Consider the following 16,008-nt stretch of genomic DNA (forward strand, 5'->3'; position numbering starts at 1 on the left):
CGCTTATGGTTGTTATGCGGGGGCGAAGGCCAACTCTAGTCGCCTGCTCGTACGCCTGCCATGGCTCTGGCGCAAGCCGGGCAGGGCAGATCGGCAAATAACCGTACGGGCCGTTGCCGAGCCACTCGGGCTGTGGCATTACAGGGAGCGCTGAATGCTGAAGGAGCCGGCGATGAACCTGAATCAAATCACTGTTGCGGTCAGCGATGTGTCACGTGCGATCCGCTTTTACCAGCAACTGGGCCTGCAGCTGATTGTCGAGAGCCTGCCGGACTATGCGCGATTCTGCTGCCCGGACGGTCAGGCGAGCTTTTCCCTTAGTCGTGTCGAACAGGTGCCGGCCAGCCAGACCCTGATTTACTTCGAGTGCGCTGAACTGGACCAGACCGTTGCCCGCCTACAGGCTCAGGGCGTCGAGTTCAGCATGCTGCCGACCGACCAACCCTGGCTGTGGCGCGAGGCCTATCTGCAAGACCCGGACGGCAATCCGCTGTGCCTGTATCACGCCGGCGAAAACCGCCTGAATCCGCCTTGGCGGCTGAGTTGAAACGCGCTATTCAGTGATTTTCTTTAGCGCCGGCCCGCCACCGAGTATGGCCGGCAGCTAGACTCCCCACAGCGTTCTACTCAACGGGTTCGGCCCTAAGGTTTGTGCATGAGAACACCCTGCCGTGTTTCAGCTGTGTCGCCTGCCTTTATCTTCTTTTTGCTGATCCTGCTGGCCCCATTGGTGAGTGCCGACAGCCTGCGCGTTGGCTACTTCGACCTGCCGCCGCATACGCCGCTGCCAGGGCAGGCCGATACTGAAGGGACGGCGATTGCCTACTTCGCAAAAATTGCCGAGCGCATGCAGCTGGATGCGGTGAGTTACCAACGTTACCCGTTGTCCCGGTTGTTGCAGATGCTGCAACGTGATCAGCTGGATATGGCGCTGATCCTGGCCAAGACCCCGGAGCGTGAAACCATGCTGGTCTACCCGGCACAGCCCTTTGTGGTGGTGCAGCCGCTCTTGCTGGTGGCCCGTGAGCACCCTCTGCAGCGGGTGGACTCGGTCGAGCAACTGCTGCCCTTGCGCTTAGGTGCCTGGCAGGACGGTTACCGCTCGCCCATGCTGCGTGACCCACGCTTGCAACTGCAAACCTTGAGCAGCAGCAACGTATTGAACCAGAGCCTGGAAATGCTCCAGGCCGGGCGCCTGGAAGCGTTCTACTACCCCGATGACTTAGCCGTGCGCTATCAGGTTCAACACCTGAGCATGCAAGACAGCATTCGCCTGCTGCCGCTGCCCAGGGAGCACATGCAGTTGTATTCGGCATTCTCCCGCGCCGCAGCTGGGCGCTACCTGCAACGCTATGAGCGAGCACAGGCCGAGGTGGCTGCGCAGCAGGGGTATGCGGCGTTTTTTAGTGAACACCTGTTACCGGCTGCGGCGCATTAGGGCGGCTAGTCGACAAATAAATCGTTCATCAGTTTGCCGGCCGGGTCATAGCGGTACTGCTCGAAGTCGCTCTGGCCCTGCTCGCGGAGGATTTCTTCATCGATCAGCAGGCGCCCGCTGATTGTGCGCTCGCTGCTACTGAGGATGGCATGGGCCGCGTCGGCCATGATTGCCGGCAGGCGTGCGGCCTTCATCACCGCCGGGCCGCCGGCTTCGAACTCGATGGCGGCGGTGGCGATCACCGTCTTCGGCCACAGCGAGTTGACGCTGATGCCGTATTTCTTGAATTCCTCATGCATGCCCAACGTCAGCATGCTCATGCCGTATTTGGTGGCGGTGTAAGGGCCGTAGTTGGCGAACCACTTTGGATCGAGGTTAAGCGGTGGCGACAGGCTGAGAATATGGCCACGGCTGTCCTTGAGGTAGGGCAACGCCGCCTGGCTGCAAACCATCACCGCGCGAGTGTTGATCTGGAACATCAGGTCGAAGCGTTTGGGGTCGAGTTTCTCTACGCCCACCAGTTTGATGGCGCCGGCGTTGTTGATCAGCGCGTCGATACCGCCAAAGTGCTCGGCGGCTTGGGCCATGGCAGTTTTCACGGCGCTTTCGTCACGCACATCGACCTGCAGCGCCAGGGCCTTGCCGCCAGCGGCCTCGACCTCGGCTGCCACCGAGTGGATGGTGCCCGGCAGCTTGGCGTGGGGCTCGGCGCTTTTCGCCGCGATGACGATATTGGCACCGTCGCGTGCAGCGCGTAGGGCAATCTCGCGGCCGATGCCACGGCTGGCGCCGGTAATAAACAGGGTTTTGCCTTGCAGTGACATATGCGTGCTCCCGAATTGTTATGGTTTTTGTGAGCGGGGCCGAACGGCGATCTGCTTTAGTCGCGACAAGTAACCCATTAGTCGCGGCTAAAGCCCCTCCCACGGGATGCAATCAACTTTCGCTGGCTTCGATTTCCACCAACAGCTGACGGTTCTTCACCTGATCGCCACGGCTGATGCCGATGCGGCGCACCACACCATCGATGCTGGCTTTGAGTGGGTGTTCCATTTTCATCGCTTCCAGCACCACCAGCAGTTGGCCTTTGCTGACTGTGGCGCCTTCTTCGACCAGCACCTCGACAATCGCGCCATCCATCGGTGCTTTCACGCTGCCCGAGCCGGCACCGGCGGCGCTGCTGACCGGCAGATGAGTAATGTCACTGAGTTGCAGGTTGCCGTTATGGCCATACAGCCAGAGCTGTTCACCGGCCAGGTGATAGGCCAGGCGTTGGCGGATACCGTCCAGCTCCAGGGTGGCCCAACGGCCGTCGCTGGCCAGCAGTTTGAGGCTGACTTGCTGCTCGCCAATCGTGGCCAGCAGGCTGGGCTGTGGGCCGTCGGCCAATACTTCCAGCTTCACGGCAAATTGCTGTTCACCATGCTTCAGCAGAAAGCGCCAGGGTGCGCTTCCGGCATTACGCCAACCTGCCAGACCGCCCTGATGGGCACGGGCATTGGCCGACTGCTGAAACAGCAGGGCGGCTGCGGCGGCCAGTTCGCTGGCTTTTGGCGGTTGCGGGCTCAGGCTCGGGTCATCGGCGAAATGCTCGGCGATAAAGGCTGTGGTGGCATTGCCAGCGGCAAATTCGGGATGGCTGAGCAGGTTGGCGAGAAAGCGCTGGTTACCGTTGACGCCCAGCAGCACGCAATCCTCCACCGCACGCACCAGCTTGCGCCGCGCTTCCTCGCGGGTCGCGCCATAGGCGATGACCTTGGCCAGCATCGGGTCGTAGAACGGGCTGATGGCCTGACCTTCGACCAGGCCGTGGTCGATGCGGATGCCGTCGCGCAGCGCCGGTTCCCAACGCAGGGCGGTGCCGGTTTGCGGCAGGAAGTTATGCGCCGCGTCTTCAGCGTACAGGCGCACTTCCATGGCGTGGCCGGTTAGGGTTATCTCGTCCTGCCTGAGCGGCAGCGGCTGGCCTTCTGCCACGCGAATCTGCCAGGCGACCAGGTCTTGCCCGGTGATCAGTTCGGTGACCGGGTGTTCGACCTGCAGGCGGGTGTTCATTTCCAGAAAGAAGAATTCGCCGCTCTGATCCAGCAGAAACTCCACGGTGCCAGCGCCAACGTAGTTCACTGATGCCGCCGCCTTTACCGCCGCCTCGCCCATGGCTTTACGCAGTTCGGGCGTCATCACCGGGCAGGGCGCTTCCTCGACCACCTTCTGGTGGCGGCGCTGCACCGAGCAGTCGCGCTCGCCGAGATAGACGATATTGCCGTGGGTATCGCCAAACACCTGAATTTCCACATGGCGTGGCTGGATCACTGCGCGTTCGAGGATCAACTCGCCGGAGCCGAAGGCGTTCTGCGCCTCCGAGCGAGCGGTGCGGATCTGCGCCAGCAGTTCACTGGATTCGTGCACCAGGCGCATGCCACGGCCACCACCACCGGCGCTGGCCTTGATCATCAGCGGGTAGCCGATGCGCTCGGCTTCACGGCTCAGGGTGTCGTCATCTTGGGCAGCGCCCTCAAAACCGGGGATACACGGCACGCCGGCTTCGAGCATGGCGATCTTCGACAGGCGCTTGCTGCCCATCAGGTGGATGGCTTCTATGGTCGGACCGATAAACACGATGCCGGCGGCCTCACAGGCGCGGGCGAAGTCGGCGTTCTCGGAGAGAAAGCCGTAGCCCGGGTGGATCGCGTCGGCACCGGTTTTCTGCGCGGCCTGGATGATGTTGTCGATCACCAGGTAGGACTGATTGACCTGCGCCGGGCCGATGCACACGGCCTCGTCGGCCAGCTGCACATGGCGGGCGCCGGCGTCAGCCTCGGAGTAGACAGCCACGGTGCGGTAGCCGAGGTCCTGGGCGGTGCGCATCACCCGGCAGGCGATTTCCCCGCGGTTGGCGATCAGAATTTTGTTAAAGGCGGGCATCTGTGTGCTCCTGCTGGTCGATCCGAATTGCATCCGGGTGGCGATTTGCGATCAATTTGTGTGGGAGACGCCGGGCGGCGATCCGCTTTAGCCGCGAGACAGCGATAGCAGTCGCGGCTAAAGCCCCACCCACGGTTTTATTCAGCAGCCCACTTGGGCGCGCGTTTCTGTACAAACGCCATGGTGCCTTCGATGCCTTCGGCGCCGGTTACCGCTGCAGCAAACTGCTCGGCGGCGCGGTCCAGTAGCGGGCCGAGGGCTTCTTGCTCGGCGGCCAGCAGCAGTGCCTTGGTCTGGGCATTGGCCTGCGGCGCGCATTGGCGTACTTGACTCAGTATCTGGTGCAGGCGTGCGTCGACGGCTTCGCTATCGGCTTCGCTGAAGTGCACCAGGCCCAGCCGCTCGGCTTCACTGCCATTGAAGCGCGCGGCAGTGAGGGCCAGGCGGCGGGTTTGGGTCAGACCGATACGCTTGACCACAAAAGGTGCGATCTGTGCGGGCAGAATCCCCAGGGTGGTCTCTGGCAGGCCGAACTTGGCGTCCTGCTGGCAGATGGCGATATCCGAGACGCAGGCCAGGCCGAAGCCGCCGCCCAGCACGGCGCCTTCAAGCACGGCGATCAGCACCTGTGGCGTGTTCTGCGCTTCTTCCAGCAGGCTGCCGAAGGCGCGGTTAAGGTTGCGGTAGGCGTCACCACCGGCTGCTCTTGCTCCGGCCATATCCTTGATATCGCCACCGGCGCAGAAGTGCCCACCGGCGCCGCGCAGCACAATGGCGCGTACGTTCAGATCATTGCGCAGGCTTTCCAGCACACCTCGCAGCTCATTGACCATGGCTAGGCTCATGGCATTACGGCTGTCCGGACGATTGAGGGTGATATGCAGCACGCCGGCGTCGAGATTCAGCAGCAGGGTTTCGCAATCGGGTAATTCGGGCATCAGGTCTTCCTCGGTGTTTGCCGCAGCGCGCTTGTGTAGGAGCCAGCTTGCTGGCGATCTTAGGCGCGCGGATCGCCAGCAAGCTGGCTCCTACAGGTAATAGCTCTAGCCCTTCTTTTTCCCCGGCAGAATGCCCATCAGCTTGCAGATGATGCCCAGCATGATTTCGTCGGCACCGCCGCCAATGCTCACCAGGCGCACGTCGCGGTAGGCGCGGGCGACCGGGTTTTCCCACATGTAACCCATACCACCCCAGTACTGCAGGCAGCTGTCGGTGACTTCACGGCCCAGGCGGCCGGCCTTGAGCTTGGCCATGGACGCCAGGTTGGTTACGTCGCGGCCGCGCACGTACTGCTCGGTGGCCTGGTAGACCAGGGCGCGCAGGCACTCGACTTCGGTCTGCAACTCGGCCATGCGGAAGTGGATCACCTGGTTGTCGATCAGCGCGTTGCCGAAGGTCTTGCGCTCTTTGCAGTAGTCGATGGTGGCGCTGATGCAGTGCTCTAGGCCCTTGATCATGTTTGCTGCGCCGAACAGACGCTCCTCCTGGAACTGCAGCATCTGCATCATAAAACCAGCGCCTTCGTGGCCGATGCGGTAGCGCTGCGGCACGCGCACGTTGTCGAAGAACACCTGAGCGGTCTCCGAGCTGCGCATGCCGAGTTTGTCCAGGTGCGGGCTGACCGAAATGCCCGGGGTGTTCATCGGCACCATGATCAGCGACTTGTTGACGTGAGGCTTGTCGTCCGAGGTATTGGCCAGCAGGCAGATAAAGTCAGCGGACGGCGAGTTGGTGATCCACATCTTGCTGCCGTTGATTACATAGTCGCTGCCGTCTTTCTTGGCGGTGGTTTTCAGCCCGGCCACATCCGAGCCGGCGCCGACTTCGGAGACGCCGATGCAGCCGACCATCTCGCCAGTGATTGCCGGTTTGAGGAACTCTTCGCGCAGTTCATCGGAGCCAAAACGCGCGAGGGCAGGGGTGCACATATCGGTCTGAACGCCGATGGACATCGGGATGCCGCCGCAGATGATGGTGCCGAACTCCTCGGCAGCGACGATCGAGTAGCTGTAATCCAAGCCCATGCCGCCGAATTTCTCCGGCTTGGAGATGCCCAGCAGGCCGAGGTCGCCGGCTTTCTTGAAAATATCGTGGATCGGGAAACGGCCGTCTTTTTCCCACTGCTCGACGTGCGGGTTGATTTCCTTGTCGACAAAGTTACGGACCGTGCGGCGCAGCTCTTCGTGTTCCTGGGTAAAGATCATTTTTTATTCTCCGAAGGGTTACAGGCGGGCTACGCCGAAAGTGGTGGTTTTAAGCGGGCGAACAGCGGCTTCGGCACAGATATCCAGCAGATAGCCGAGCAGCTTGCGTGTATCGCGTGGGTCGATCAGGCCGTCGTCCCACAGGCTGGCAGTGCCGTAGAGCGCGGTGGACTGGCTGTCGAGTTTTTGCGCGGTGACGGTTTCCAGCATGTCGAGCATCTTCGGGTCGGCTTCTTTGCCTTCCTTCAGGTGTTTCTCCTCGGTAACGATGCGCAGCACCTTGCCGGCCTGGGCTCCGCCCATCACGGCGGTTTTGCTGTTGGGCCAGGCGAAGATAAAACGCGGATCGAGGCCTCGGCCGCACATGGCGTAGTTGCCGGCGCCGTAGGAGCCGCCGACAACGATGGTGAGTTTCGGCACGGTGGCGTTGGCCACCGCCTGGATCATCTTCGAGCCGTGCTTGATCACGCCGAGCTGTTCTGACTCGGTGCCGACCATAAAGCCGGTGGTGTTGTGGAAGAACAGGATCGGCGTGTTGCTCTGCTCGCACAGCTGGATAAATTGCGCCGCCTTGGCCGCGCCTTGCGGGGTGATCGGACCGTTGTTGCCGATAAAGCCACAGGGCTGGCCTTCGATCTGCAAGTGGCCGCAGACGGTCTGGTTGTCGAACTCGTTCTTGAAATCGAGAAAGGCCGAACCGTCGGCAATGCGCGCGATGATTTCGCGTACGTCGTAGGGCTTCTTGGCATCGGCCGGCACCAGGCCGAGCAGTTCTTCAGCCGGGTACAGCGGCTCGCTGTAGACCTTGGCCGGGCGCGCCGGTAGTTGGGCATTCCACGGCAGCATGGCGAGGATTTCACGGGCGATGCGCACGCCGTCGGCGTCATTCTCCGCGAGGTACTCGGCGGTGCCGGCGACCTGGGCGTGCATCTCGGCGCCGCCCAGTTGCTCATCAGTGGCGATTTCGCCGGTAGCGGCTTTCAGCAGCGGCGGGCCGGCGAGGAACATCTTGGCCTTGCCGCGTACCACCACCACATAATCCGACAGCCCTGGCTGATAGGCCCCACCAGCGGTGCTGGAGCCGTGCACCACGGTGATTTGCGGCAAACCCATGGCCGACATGCGCGCCTGGTTGGCAAAACCGCGTGCGCCTTCGACAAAGATATCGGCGGCGTAATTGAGGTTGGCACCGCCGCTTTCGGTCAGCGCCACCACTGGCAGTTTGTTCTCGAAGGCGATCTGCTGCAGGCGCAGGGTTTTCTTCAAGCCGGTGGGGGAGATGGTGCCGCCTTTGATCGCGCTGTTGCTGGCGGTGACCAGGCAACGCACCCCGGCGATATAGCCGATACCGGAAATAATCCCGCCGCCGGCCTGGGTGCCGTCTTTGTCGTCGTGCAGCTTGTAGCCGGCCAGCGACGACAGTTCGAGAAACGGCGCGCCTGGGTCCAGCAGCAGGTTGAGACGTTCACGCGGCAGCAGTTGGCCGCGCTTTTCGAATTTCGCTTTGGCTTCGGCAGCCTTGTTCAGGCAGTTCTGTTCGATCTGGCGAAAGCTGGCCACGGCCGCGAGCATGGCCTCGCGGTTTTTGGCGAAGTCCTCGCCATGCACATCAATTTCAGACTGGATAATGGGCATAGTGTTATTCCTCGCCCTTGAACACGTCTGGCATATACGCCCGGTGGAAGCCGTTATAGGTCTCGCTGTTTTTCGCTTTGCCCAAGGTCCAGGCACGGGTGCCCTGACTGGCGGCGCCGTCAATGCGGATGGTGTTGCCGTTGATAAAGTTGGCTCCAGGGGTAAGCAAAAAGACGATGGCGGCGGCCACTTCCGACTCGCTGCCGATGCGTTGCAGCGGCACGTGATCCTTGAGGTTGCGGATCATGTTTTTCATCGACTCGGGGTAAGTGTCCATGCCGCTGGAGGCGATCCAGCCCGGTGCCACGGCGTTGACCCGAACCCCGGCGTGGCCCCATTCGTAGGCGGCGGTCTTGGTGAAGTTCTCCATACCGGCGCGCGCCGCACCGGAGTGGCCCATGCCCGGCATGCCGCCCCACATATCGGCGAGCATGTTGACGATGCTGCCGCCATGCTTGCTCATGCTTTGCAGGAAGACTTCCTTGGCGATCAGAAAACCGCCGACCAGGTTGGTGCGCACCACGGTCTCGAAGCCTTTTTGGTTGATGCCGATCAGCGGCGCGGGGAACTGGCCGCCGGCGTTGTTGACCAGGTGGTGGATCTGCCCACGTTCGGCGACCACGGTTTTGACCATGGCCTTGACGGCCTCTTCATCACGGATATCGCAGACCTGAAAGCTGGCGCTGCCGCCGTCTTCGATGATCTCGCCGCAGGTGGTTTCGAGCTTTTCCAGCTTGCGTCCAACCAGAACCACGTGGGCACCCAAGTTGGCCAGTTCATGGGCGGTGCAACGGCCGATACCGCTGCCGCCGCCGGTGACCATGATGGTCTGGCCGTTAAACAGGCCGGGTTTAAACACCGAGTCGTAGCGCATTGTTATTGTCCTTGTTCGAGGCTAGCGGCCAGCGCCCTGGGCACCGGTATCGGGAATTCCAGCAATTGTTGGGCGAAAGCCTTGCCTTGCGGATCGATACGCAGGGAGGCGACGCCACCGCCGCCCAGGGCGTTTTCCAGCAAAAAATTCAGGCTATGGCTGCCCGGCAGATACCAGCGGCTGACCTTGCCGGTTTGCGGATCGAGCGTGTGCTGCATCCATTCGGCCACGGCACCCTCGTTCAGCGCAGCGGCGATCCAGGCCAAGTACTCGGGCTTTCTGGCCATCACACCAATATTGCTGTGGTTGCCCTTGTCGCCGGAGCGCGCCACGGCCAGCTTGATCAGCGGCACTGCCGTGTCGGCTTGGCCATTCGGCAGTGGAGCAGCGATGTCGGCGGCGATCTGTGCGCTGTCCAGTACCGCGATCTGCGGTAGTTCGACCGGAGTACGTTCGCCGTCGATTTCCACCTGCAACTGGCAGGCAGACTTGTCGGCAAGAAAGCTGAAAAGGCGGATTACCGGATAAACCGTAGGGCGACCGCCGACAATGCCGGTCAGCCCCGGTGCCATACCGGTCGCCGCCTGGGCGATCTCGCGGGAGAACAATACCAGGGCTTCTTTTTTGGTATGGCGCACGGCGATCTTGATCACGATCTCGCGGGAGTCACTGCGCTGGCTACGCGGGCCGTAGGTGGCTTCGGAGCCGAGCAACTCGATGCTGACTTCCTTGTAAGACCCCCAACCGCGTTCGGCGAACATTTCCTCGGTCTTGCGGATGATCGCCTGGCTGACGCGCTGGGCTTTCTTCACCGCATCAAGGCCGGCCATCAGGCAGCTGGCGGTGCAGCGGAAACCGTCCGGGTAGGTGGCGCTGACTTTGTACTGATCAGTCGGCGGCAGGCCGCGCGCGCCTTTCAGCTCCACGCGGTTGTCGCCGACCTGGCTCAGTTGCACCTGGGTGAAGTCGCAAAGCACATCGGGCAGGTAATAGGCCCGTGGATCGCCGATTTCATAAAGCATCTGTTCGCCCACGGTAAAAGGCGTGACCAAGCCGCCGGAACCTTCCGGCTTGGTCACGACAAAACTGCCGTCGGCCGCCACTTCCACCACCGGGAAGCCGATATGTTCGTAGTCCGGCACGCTTTCCCAGTCGGTGAAGTTGCCGCCGGTGCACTGCGCGCCGCATTCGATGATATGCCCGGCCAATGCGGCCTGAGCCAGCTGGTCGTAGTCGCTCCAGCTCCAGCCGAACTCATGCACCAGGGCGGCGCTGACCACGGCGCTGTCGACCACGCGACCGGTGATGACGATATCCGCATCGAGCTTCAGAGCTTCGACGATGCCCGGCGCGCCAAGGTAGGCGTTGACCGAGACGCAGAAGGGCGGCAATGGTGCGCCGCTGAACATTTCCACGGTGCCAGCCTTGGCCAGTTCGCCGAGTTTGGGTTGCAGGTTGTCGCCATGCAGCACGGCAATTTTCAGATTGACCCCGGCCTGCTCGCAGGCGGCGGCCAGGGCGGCGGCGCAGGCGCTCGGGTTGACCCCGCCGGCGTTGCTGATCACGCGGATTTTCTTGGCGGCGATCTCACCCAGCAGCGGCGTCAGCACTTCGACAAAATCACGGGCGTAGCCGTCATCCGGCTTCTTCATCCGCGCGCCAGCCATGATCGACATGGTGACTTCGGCCAGGTAGTCGAACACCAGGTAATCCAGTTCGGTGCCCTTTACGAGCTGGGCGGCGGCGGTGCTGGTATCGCCCCAGAAGGCGGAAGCACAGCCGATGCGTACGGTTTTAGTCATTGGAAGAGTCCGCAACACAGGATTAAGGTGAACTGAAGGCTACCAAGCAAGCGCTTGGTTGAAAAGCCCCGCGGCGAATCTTTCTAACCGAAAGTGTGGCCAAGCGCTTGCTTGGGTGGCTGGCGCAGCATAAATTTCACTAATAACGACAAGCACTTGGGCAACAACGCGCAGGGCGTTGAGCGCAAGGCAAGAAAAGTTGGAGAGCATTTAGCGTGGATGATCAACAAGCGCAGGCGGTGATGCGGGACCTGGTGGCCAGTGGGCAGATCACCGATCCGGACAGCGCGCGCGGCAAATTGCTGCAAACCGCCGCACACCTGTTCCGCAGTAAGGGCTACGAGCGCACCACGGTGCGTGACCTGGCCAGCGCGGTGGGCATTCAGTCCGGCAGCATCTTTCATCACTTCAAGAGCAAGGACGAAATCCTGCGTTCGGTGATGGAGGAGACCATTCGCTACAACACTGCGCTGATGCAGGCGTCCCTGGCTGATGCGACGGATTTGCGCGGTCGCGTGCTGGCGCTGATTCGCTGCGAGCTGCAATCGATCATGGGGGGCACCGGTGAGGCCATGGCCGTGCTGGTGTATGAATGGCGCTCGCTGTCGGAGCAGGGCCAGGCATTTATCCTTGAACTGCGTGACAACTATGAGCAGCTTTGGCTGCAAGTGTTGGGTGAAGCCAAGGCAGCTGGCTACATCAAGGCGGATCCGTTTATTTTGCGTCGCCTGCTGACTGGCGCGCTGAGTTGGACCACCACCTGGTTCCGTCCGGAAGGGCCGATGACCCTCGATCAGTTGGCTGAAGAGGCCCTGTCTCTGGTGATCAAAGACGCTTGAGCAAATTGAGCTACGCTTAATATGGCGTTTTGATAGTATTTTGGCGTCAAATAATTATTGATGCTGTCAGAGCGTCCTATTGCTGTATCCAGTCTGCTGAGGTCTGTCGTTTGCCCAAGCTGTTCAAGGGGCTGCTCTTCCTGTTTGCGTTGACGCTGGCCTGTACGACCCAGGCGGCCGTTGACGTGCGGGTGGGGGCCTACCATTTCCCGCCTTATGTGGTGAAACCGGAAGGTGACCGCGTGGGTGGCCTGCTGCCGGAGTTGCTGCAGGCGCTTAACCAGTCGCAGAGAGACTATCGCTTTACGCTGGTCGCAACTTCGACCATGCGCCGTTACCGTGATCTGCAGAACGGCCGCTTTGATCTGATCCTCTTCGAATCTCCCGGCTGGGGCTGGCAGGGTATTGCTCATGCAGCTCTGGATCTGCATATCAACGACGCCGAAGTCTATGTCGCCCGCCTGCAACCGGGCCGTGACGAGCACTATTTCGATAATCTGAATGGCAAGCGCATGGCCCTGTACAGCGGTTATCACTATGGCTTTGCTGATTTCAATTCGGACAAACAGGTGCTCACCCAGCAATACAATGCTGTGTTGACCTATTCCCATGACAGTAACCTGATCATGTTGCTGCGTGGCCGTGCCGATGTGGCGGTGGTAACGCGTTCTTACTTGCGCGCTTATCAGCAGCGTTACCCCGAACAAAGCAGCGCGCTGCTGGTGTCCAGGCGGGTTGATCAGGTCTATCAGCATCAGGCGCTGTTTCGGCCGCTGTCGGCCATTTCGCCGCAGGCCTTTGCGGACCTGCTTAAACAACTCAATCGCGATAAACATTTGGAACAGTTGCTGGGCAGATACCACTTGCGGGAAGTTTCCGTACCCTAAATGACTGAAAATGCTCTGTTCGGTCAGGTTCGCCTGGAGTAGGCTGCAAACAACAAAAAAATAAGGACGTTGGCGTCGTATGGGGCTTTTGGGGCGAGGATTCAGGATCTGTGGCGCGGCGCTGGCGTTAGTGCTGGCGCAGTCGGCAATTGCCGCGCAGGAAGTGCGTGTAGCGGCGGTGTATTTTCCTCCTTATGTATTCAAGGCTGAGCAGAATCAGTCCCGTGGGTTGCTGTCGGAGTTGCTGACGGCCCTGAATCAGGCGCAGGGCCAATTCAGCTTTGTCATGGTGCCTACGTCGATCAAGCGGCGTTTTCGCGACTTTGAACAGCAGCGCATTGATCTGGCCATTTTCGAAAATCCCGGCTGGGGCTGGCAGGACGTGCCACACGAAGCGCTGGACATGGGGCTGGAAGACTCCGAAGTGTTTGTCGCGCGCGCTGAGCCGGGGCGCGACCAGCGCTATTTCGACACCCTCACCGGTAAACGCCTGGCGCTCTACCACGGCTATCACTATGCCTTTGCCCAGTTCAATGCCGAGCCGGGTTACCTGAGCAAGACCTTCAATGCTTCGCTGAGCCATTCCCATGAGAGCAATCTGCTGATGGTGCTGCATCAGCGTGCGGAAATTGCGCTGGTGACGCGCTCCTATATTGGCGATTTTCTTGAGCGCCATCGCCAGTTTGCCGGGCAGTTGCTGATTTCTGAGCAGGCTGATCAGCGTTATCGCCACCACGTGATCATGCGCCCTGGGGCGCCTATCAGCCCTGAGCAGTTCTCAGCGATTCTCGAGGTGTTGCGGGAAAACGGTCAGCTGGCGCAGATTTTTACCCGCTACCAGGTCGCCGTTATCCCAGGCGTAACGGATAGCTTAAAAGCAGTAGGTGCAACAGATTGACCGCGCCATGCAGTGCAATAGCCAGGCTGATACGCCCGCTGAAGTGGAAAATAAGCCCGTAACCCAGCCCTGCGACTCCGGCAAGCATGGCAAACAATGGGCTGAAGGGGATGTGTACGGCAGCGAACAGTAGCGTTGTCAGGCCAATCCCGGGCCAGGCTCCCAGCCAGCTGACCAGGTAGCGCTGCAGCAACCCGCGAAATAGCAACTCTTCGGCCAGCACGGCCACGCCCAGATTGACCGCCAACCACAGCCATAACTCGCTGGGCCATTTCGGCTGCCAGCCTACCAACCCTACGCCCATTGCCAATACCGGCACGGCCAGCAGGGTGAGTGCGGCTGTCAGCCAGACACGGTAGGTCTGTGGCCTGTTTGCAGCGGGCTGTCCCAGCCACCAGGCCAACAGGGTTACCCCGACCAGCAGCTTGTCCCACGACAGGCGCAGCGCGTAGGCCGGGGCATCGTCGCTGAGCTGGCGCGCTGGCCACAGGGCGGTGGCAGTGAAACCTGGCACGGCGTGCGCTGCCAGGGCGGTGCAGGCCAGCACGCTGAGCAGCGTCCATGGCCCGGTAGGCAGGCGTTGTTCGGCAAACAGCAGCAGGGTTATCAACAGTGCGCCGGCCATGAGGCCTATAGGCTGGATATAACCCAATGCCAGCCCTGTACCCAGGCACAGAATTGGCAGCAGCAAGCGCAGATGCAACGGCATGACACGTCCTTGTTGTACGAGGCGTTAGCGTTCGCGGGCGTCCTTGGCTTCCTGTTCCAGCTGGCGCTGGCGGATCTTAGCCAGTTGTTCTTCGCTCAGCGGCAGCGGTTTTGCCGTGCGCAGCAGCACCATCAGGCCGCCAACGATGGAGCCCAGCACGAGCAGTATGAATAACCAGATATACCAGGTCATGGGTGCTTCCTCGGAGGGAGAGTGGTCACCATAACGCGTTGGCGGCTGATCTGTCTGATCAGCCGCCAACCGGGCTTAACGCCTTACCTGCTTGAGGGTTTCGGCGATCAGGAAGGCCAGTTCCAGCGACTGGTCGGCGTTCATCCGTGGGTCGCAGTGGGTGTGGTAGCGATCCGACAGGCCGTCTTCGGTGATCGGGCGCGCGCCGCCGATGCATTCGGTGACGTTCTGCCCGGTCATCTCGATATGGATACCGCCGGCGTAGCTGCCCTCGGCCTGGTGCACCGCGAAGAACTGCTTCACCTCGGCGAGGATCTGCGCAAAGTCGCGGGTCTTGTAGCCGCTGGAGGCCTTGATGGTGTTGCCGTGCATCGGGTCGGAACTCCACAGCACCTGGCGGCCTTCACGTTGCACGGTCTGGATCAGGCGCGGCAGGCCGGCTTCAACTTTGTCCGCGCCCATGCGCACGATCAGGTTGAGGCGACCGGGATCGTTGTCCGGGTTGAGGATGTCAATCAGGCGGATAAGGTCTTCGCTGCCCATGCTCGGGCCGACTTTTACCCCGATCGGGTTACCGACACCGCGCAGGAACTCGACATGTGCGCCGTCCAGCTGACGGGTGCGGTCGCCGATCCACAGCATGTGCGCCGAGCAGTCATAGAAGTCGCCGGTAAGGCTGTCCTTGCGCACGAAGGCCTGTTCGTAATTCAGCAGCAGCGCCTCGTGGGCGGTGAAGAAGCTGGTTTCACGTACTTGCGCTGCGCCGTCCATGCCGCAGGCGCGCATGAATGCGAGGGTTTCGTCGATACGGTCGGCCAGCGCGCTGTACTTCTCGCCCAACGCCGAGTTGGCGATAAAGTCGAGGTTCCACTGGTGCACCTGGTGCAGGTCGGCGAAACCGCCCTGAGCAAAGGCGCGCAGCAGGTTCAGCGAGGCGGTGGACTGGTGGTAGGCCTGCAACAGGCGCTCCGGGTCGGGCACGCGGCTGGCGGCGTCGAAGCCGATGCCGTTGACGATATCGCCGCGGTAGGCGGGCAGGGTCACGCCGTCGATGGTTTCATCGTTGGCCGAGCGCGGCTTGGCGAACTGGCCGGCCATGCGCCCGACCTTGACCACCGGGCAGCCGGCGGCGAAGGTCATGACGATGGCCATCTGCAGCAGCACCTTGAAGGTGTCGCGGATTTTCGCCGCGCTGAACTCGGCAAAACTCTCGGCGCAATCGCCACCCTGCAGGAGAAACGCGCGACCCTGGGTGACCTCGGCAAACTGGCGGCGCAGTTCGCGGGCCTCACCGGCAAACACCAGCGGCGGATAACCGGCCAGGGTCTGCTCGACCTGGGCCAGCTGCGCGGCGTTCGGGTACTGCGGTTGTTGCTGGATCGGCTTGGCTCTCCAGCTTTCAGGGCTCCAGGGTTGCGACATGGCGGCTCTCGGCTTAAGTCAATTTAGGCGGACGGGCATGGTAACCGATAAGCCATGGCCGGCAAGCCGATAGGCGCGATAGAGCTGCTGCATGATGCCGCATGGCTCGGGTTTGCCGCTTCTCTGTCGGGGCAGCCCATGGCTGCGATGCGTTTCGTATACACGGCCCGCTCCTACAGATGG

15 protein-coding genes are annotated in these 16,008 nt (G+C 61.5%); 5 read left to right on the plus strand and 10 right to left on the minus strand.

Annotated features, from left to right (window positions below; translation table 11 throughout):
• Nucleotides 1–172: 172 nt before the first annotated feature.
• Together IOD17_RS07180 and IOD17_RS07185 are read left to right on the plus strand one after the other, a co-directional pair.
• Nucleotides 173–547, plus strand: a complete 375-nt coding sequence (locus tag IOD17_RS07180; protein WP_233684372.1) for a VOC family protein — start codon at nt 173–175, stop codon at nt 545–547.
• A 108-nt stretch (nt 548–655) separates the two neighbouring features.
• Nucleotides 656–1,438, plus strand: a complete 783-nt coding sequence (locus IOD17_RS07185; RefSeq protein ID WP_233684373.1) for a substrate-binding periplasmic protein — start codon at nt 656–658, stop codon at nt 1,436–1,438.
• Nucleotides 1,439–1,443: 5 nt separating this feature from the next.
• Here the strand turns inward: IOD17_RS07185 and IOD17_RS07190 are convergent, their stop codons facing one another.
• The 7 genes from IOD17_RS07190 to IOD17_RS07220 all read right to left on the minus strand — a co-directional run bounded on the left by IOD17_RS07190 (nt 1,444) and on the right by IOD17_RS07220 (nt 10,878).
• Entirely contained in the window at nt 1,444–2,262 is an 819-nt protein-coding gene (locus tag IOD17_RS07190) for an SDR family oxidoreductase (protein WP_233684374.1), read from the minus strand.
• Between the two features lie 112 nt (nt 2,263–2,374).
• Nucleotides 2,375–4,363: an acetyl/propionyl/methylcrotonyl-CoA carboxylase subunit alpha gene (locus tag IOD17_RS07195; protein WP_233684375.1), complete on the minus strand. Its 1,989-nt coding sequence runs from the start codon at nt 4,361–4,363 to the stop codon at nt 2,375–2,377.
• Nucleotides 4,364–4,500: 137 nt separating this feature from the next.
• Nucleotides 4,501–5,301 (minus strand): enoyl-CoA hydratase/isomerase family protein, encoded by an 801-nt coding sequence (locus IOD17_RS07200; RefSeq protein WP_233684376.1) that lies wholly within the window; start codon nt 5,299–5,301, stop codon nt 4,501–4,503.
• Nucleotides 5,302–5,406: 105 nt separating this feature from the next.
• A complete protein-coding gene (gene atuD, locus IOD17_RS07205; RefSeq protein ID WP_233684377.1) occupies nt 5,407–6,567 on the minus strand; it encodes a citronellyl-CoA dehydrogenase in 1,161 nt (386 codons plus the stop codon).
• An 18-nt stretch (nt 6,568–6,585) separates the two neighbouring features.
• The gene (gene atuC / locus IOD17_RS07210) at nt 6,586–8,202 is read right to left on the minus strand and encodes an acyl-CoA carboxylase subunit beta (RefSeq protein ID WP_233684378.1); all 1,617 of its coding nucleotides are present in this window, start codon (nt 8,200–8,202) and stop codon (nt 6,586–6,588) included.
• A gap of 4 nt (nt 8,203–8,206) precedes the next feature.
• A complete protein-coding gene (locus IOD17_RS07215) occupies nt 8,207–9,076 on the minus strand; it encodes an SDR family oxidoreductase (RefSeq protein WP_233684379.1) in 870 nt (289 codons plus the stop codon).
• A gap of 2 nt (nt 9,077–9,078) precedes the next feature.
• Complete coding sequence (locus IOD17_RS07220) at nt 9,079–10,878, minus strand: acyclic terpene utilization AtuA family protein (protein ID WP_233684380.1); 1,800 nt, start codon at nt 10,876–10,878, stop codon at nt 9,079–9,081.
• Nucleotides 10,879–11,093: 215 nt separating this feature from the next.
• Between IOD17_RS07220 and IOD17_RS07225 the strand changes: the two genes are divergently transcribed.
• From IOD17_RS07225 to IOD17_RS07235, 3 genes are all read left to right on the plus strand, one after another.
• Nucleotides 11,094–11,717: a TetR/AcrR family transcriptional regulator gene (locus IOD17_RS07225; protein ID WP_233684381.1), complete on the plus strand. Its 624-nt coding sequence runs from the start codon at nt 11,094–11,096 to the stop codon at nt 11,715–11,717.
• A 110-nt stretch (nt 11,718–11,827) separates the two neighbouring features.
• A complete protein-coding gene (locus IOD17_RS07230) occupies nt 11,828–12,604 on the plus strand; it encodes a substrate-binding periplasmic protein (protein WP_233684382.1) in 777 nt (258 codons plus the stop codon).
• 79 nt (nt 12,605–12,683) lie between these two features.
• Nucleotides 12,684–13,502 (plus strand): substrate-binding periplasmic protein, encoded by an 819-nt coding sequence (locus IOD17_RS07235; RefSeq protein WP_233684383.1) that lies wholly within the window; start codon nt 12,684–12,686, stop codon nt 13,500–13,502.
• Here the strand turns inward: IOD17_RS07235 and IOD17_RS07240 are convergent.
• The 3 genes from IOD17_RS07240 to IOD17_RS07250 form a co-directional block, all read right to left on the minus strand.
• The gene (locus IOD17_RS07240; protein ID WP_233684384.1) at nt 13,453–14,211 is read right to left on the minus strand and encodes a CPBP family intramembrane glutamic endopeptidase; all 759 of its coding nucleotides are present in this window, start codon (nt 14,209–14,211) and stop codon (nt 13,453–13,455) included. The genes IOD17_RS07235 and IOD17_RS07240 overlap by 50 nt on opposite strands.
• A 24-nt stretch (nt 14,212–14,235) precedes the next feature.
• Nucleotides 14,236–14,403, minus strand: a complete 168-nt coding sequence (locus IOD17_RS07245; protein ID WP_233684385.1) for a DUF2897 family protein — start codon at nt 14,401–14,403, stop codon at nt 14,236–14,238.
• Between the two features lie 75 nt (nt 14,404–14,478).
• Nucleotides 14,479–15,825: a class II 3-deoxy-7-phosphoheptulonate synthase gene (locus IOD17_RS07250; protein ID WP_233684386.1), complete on the minus strand. Its 1,347-nt coding sequence runs from the start codon at nt 15,823–15,825 to the stop codon at nt 14,479–14,481.
• Nucleotides 15,826–16,008 lie beyond the last annotated feature (183 nt).

Origin of the sequence: Pseudomonas anguilliseptica, assembly GCF_021375795.1 — a bacterium.
Taxonomy (GTDB): Bacteria; Pseudomonadota; Gammaproteobacteria; order Pseudomonadales; family Pseudomonadaceae; genus Aquipseudomonas; species Aquipseudomonas anguilliseptica_A.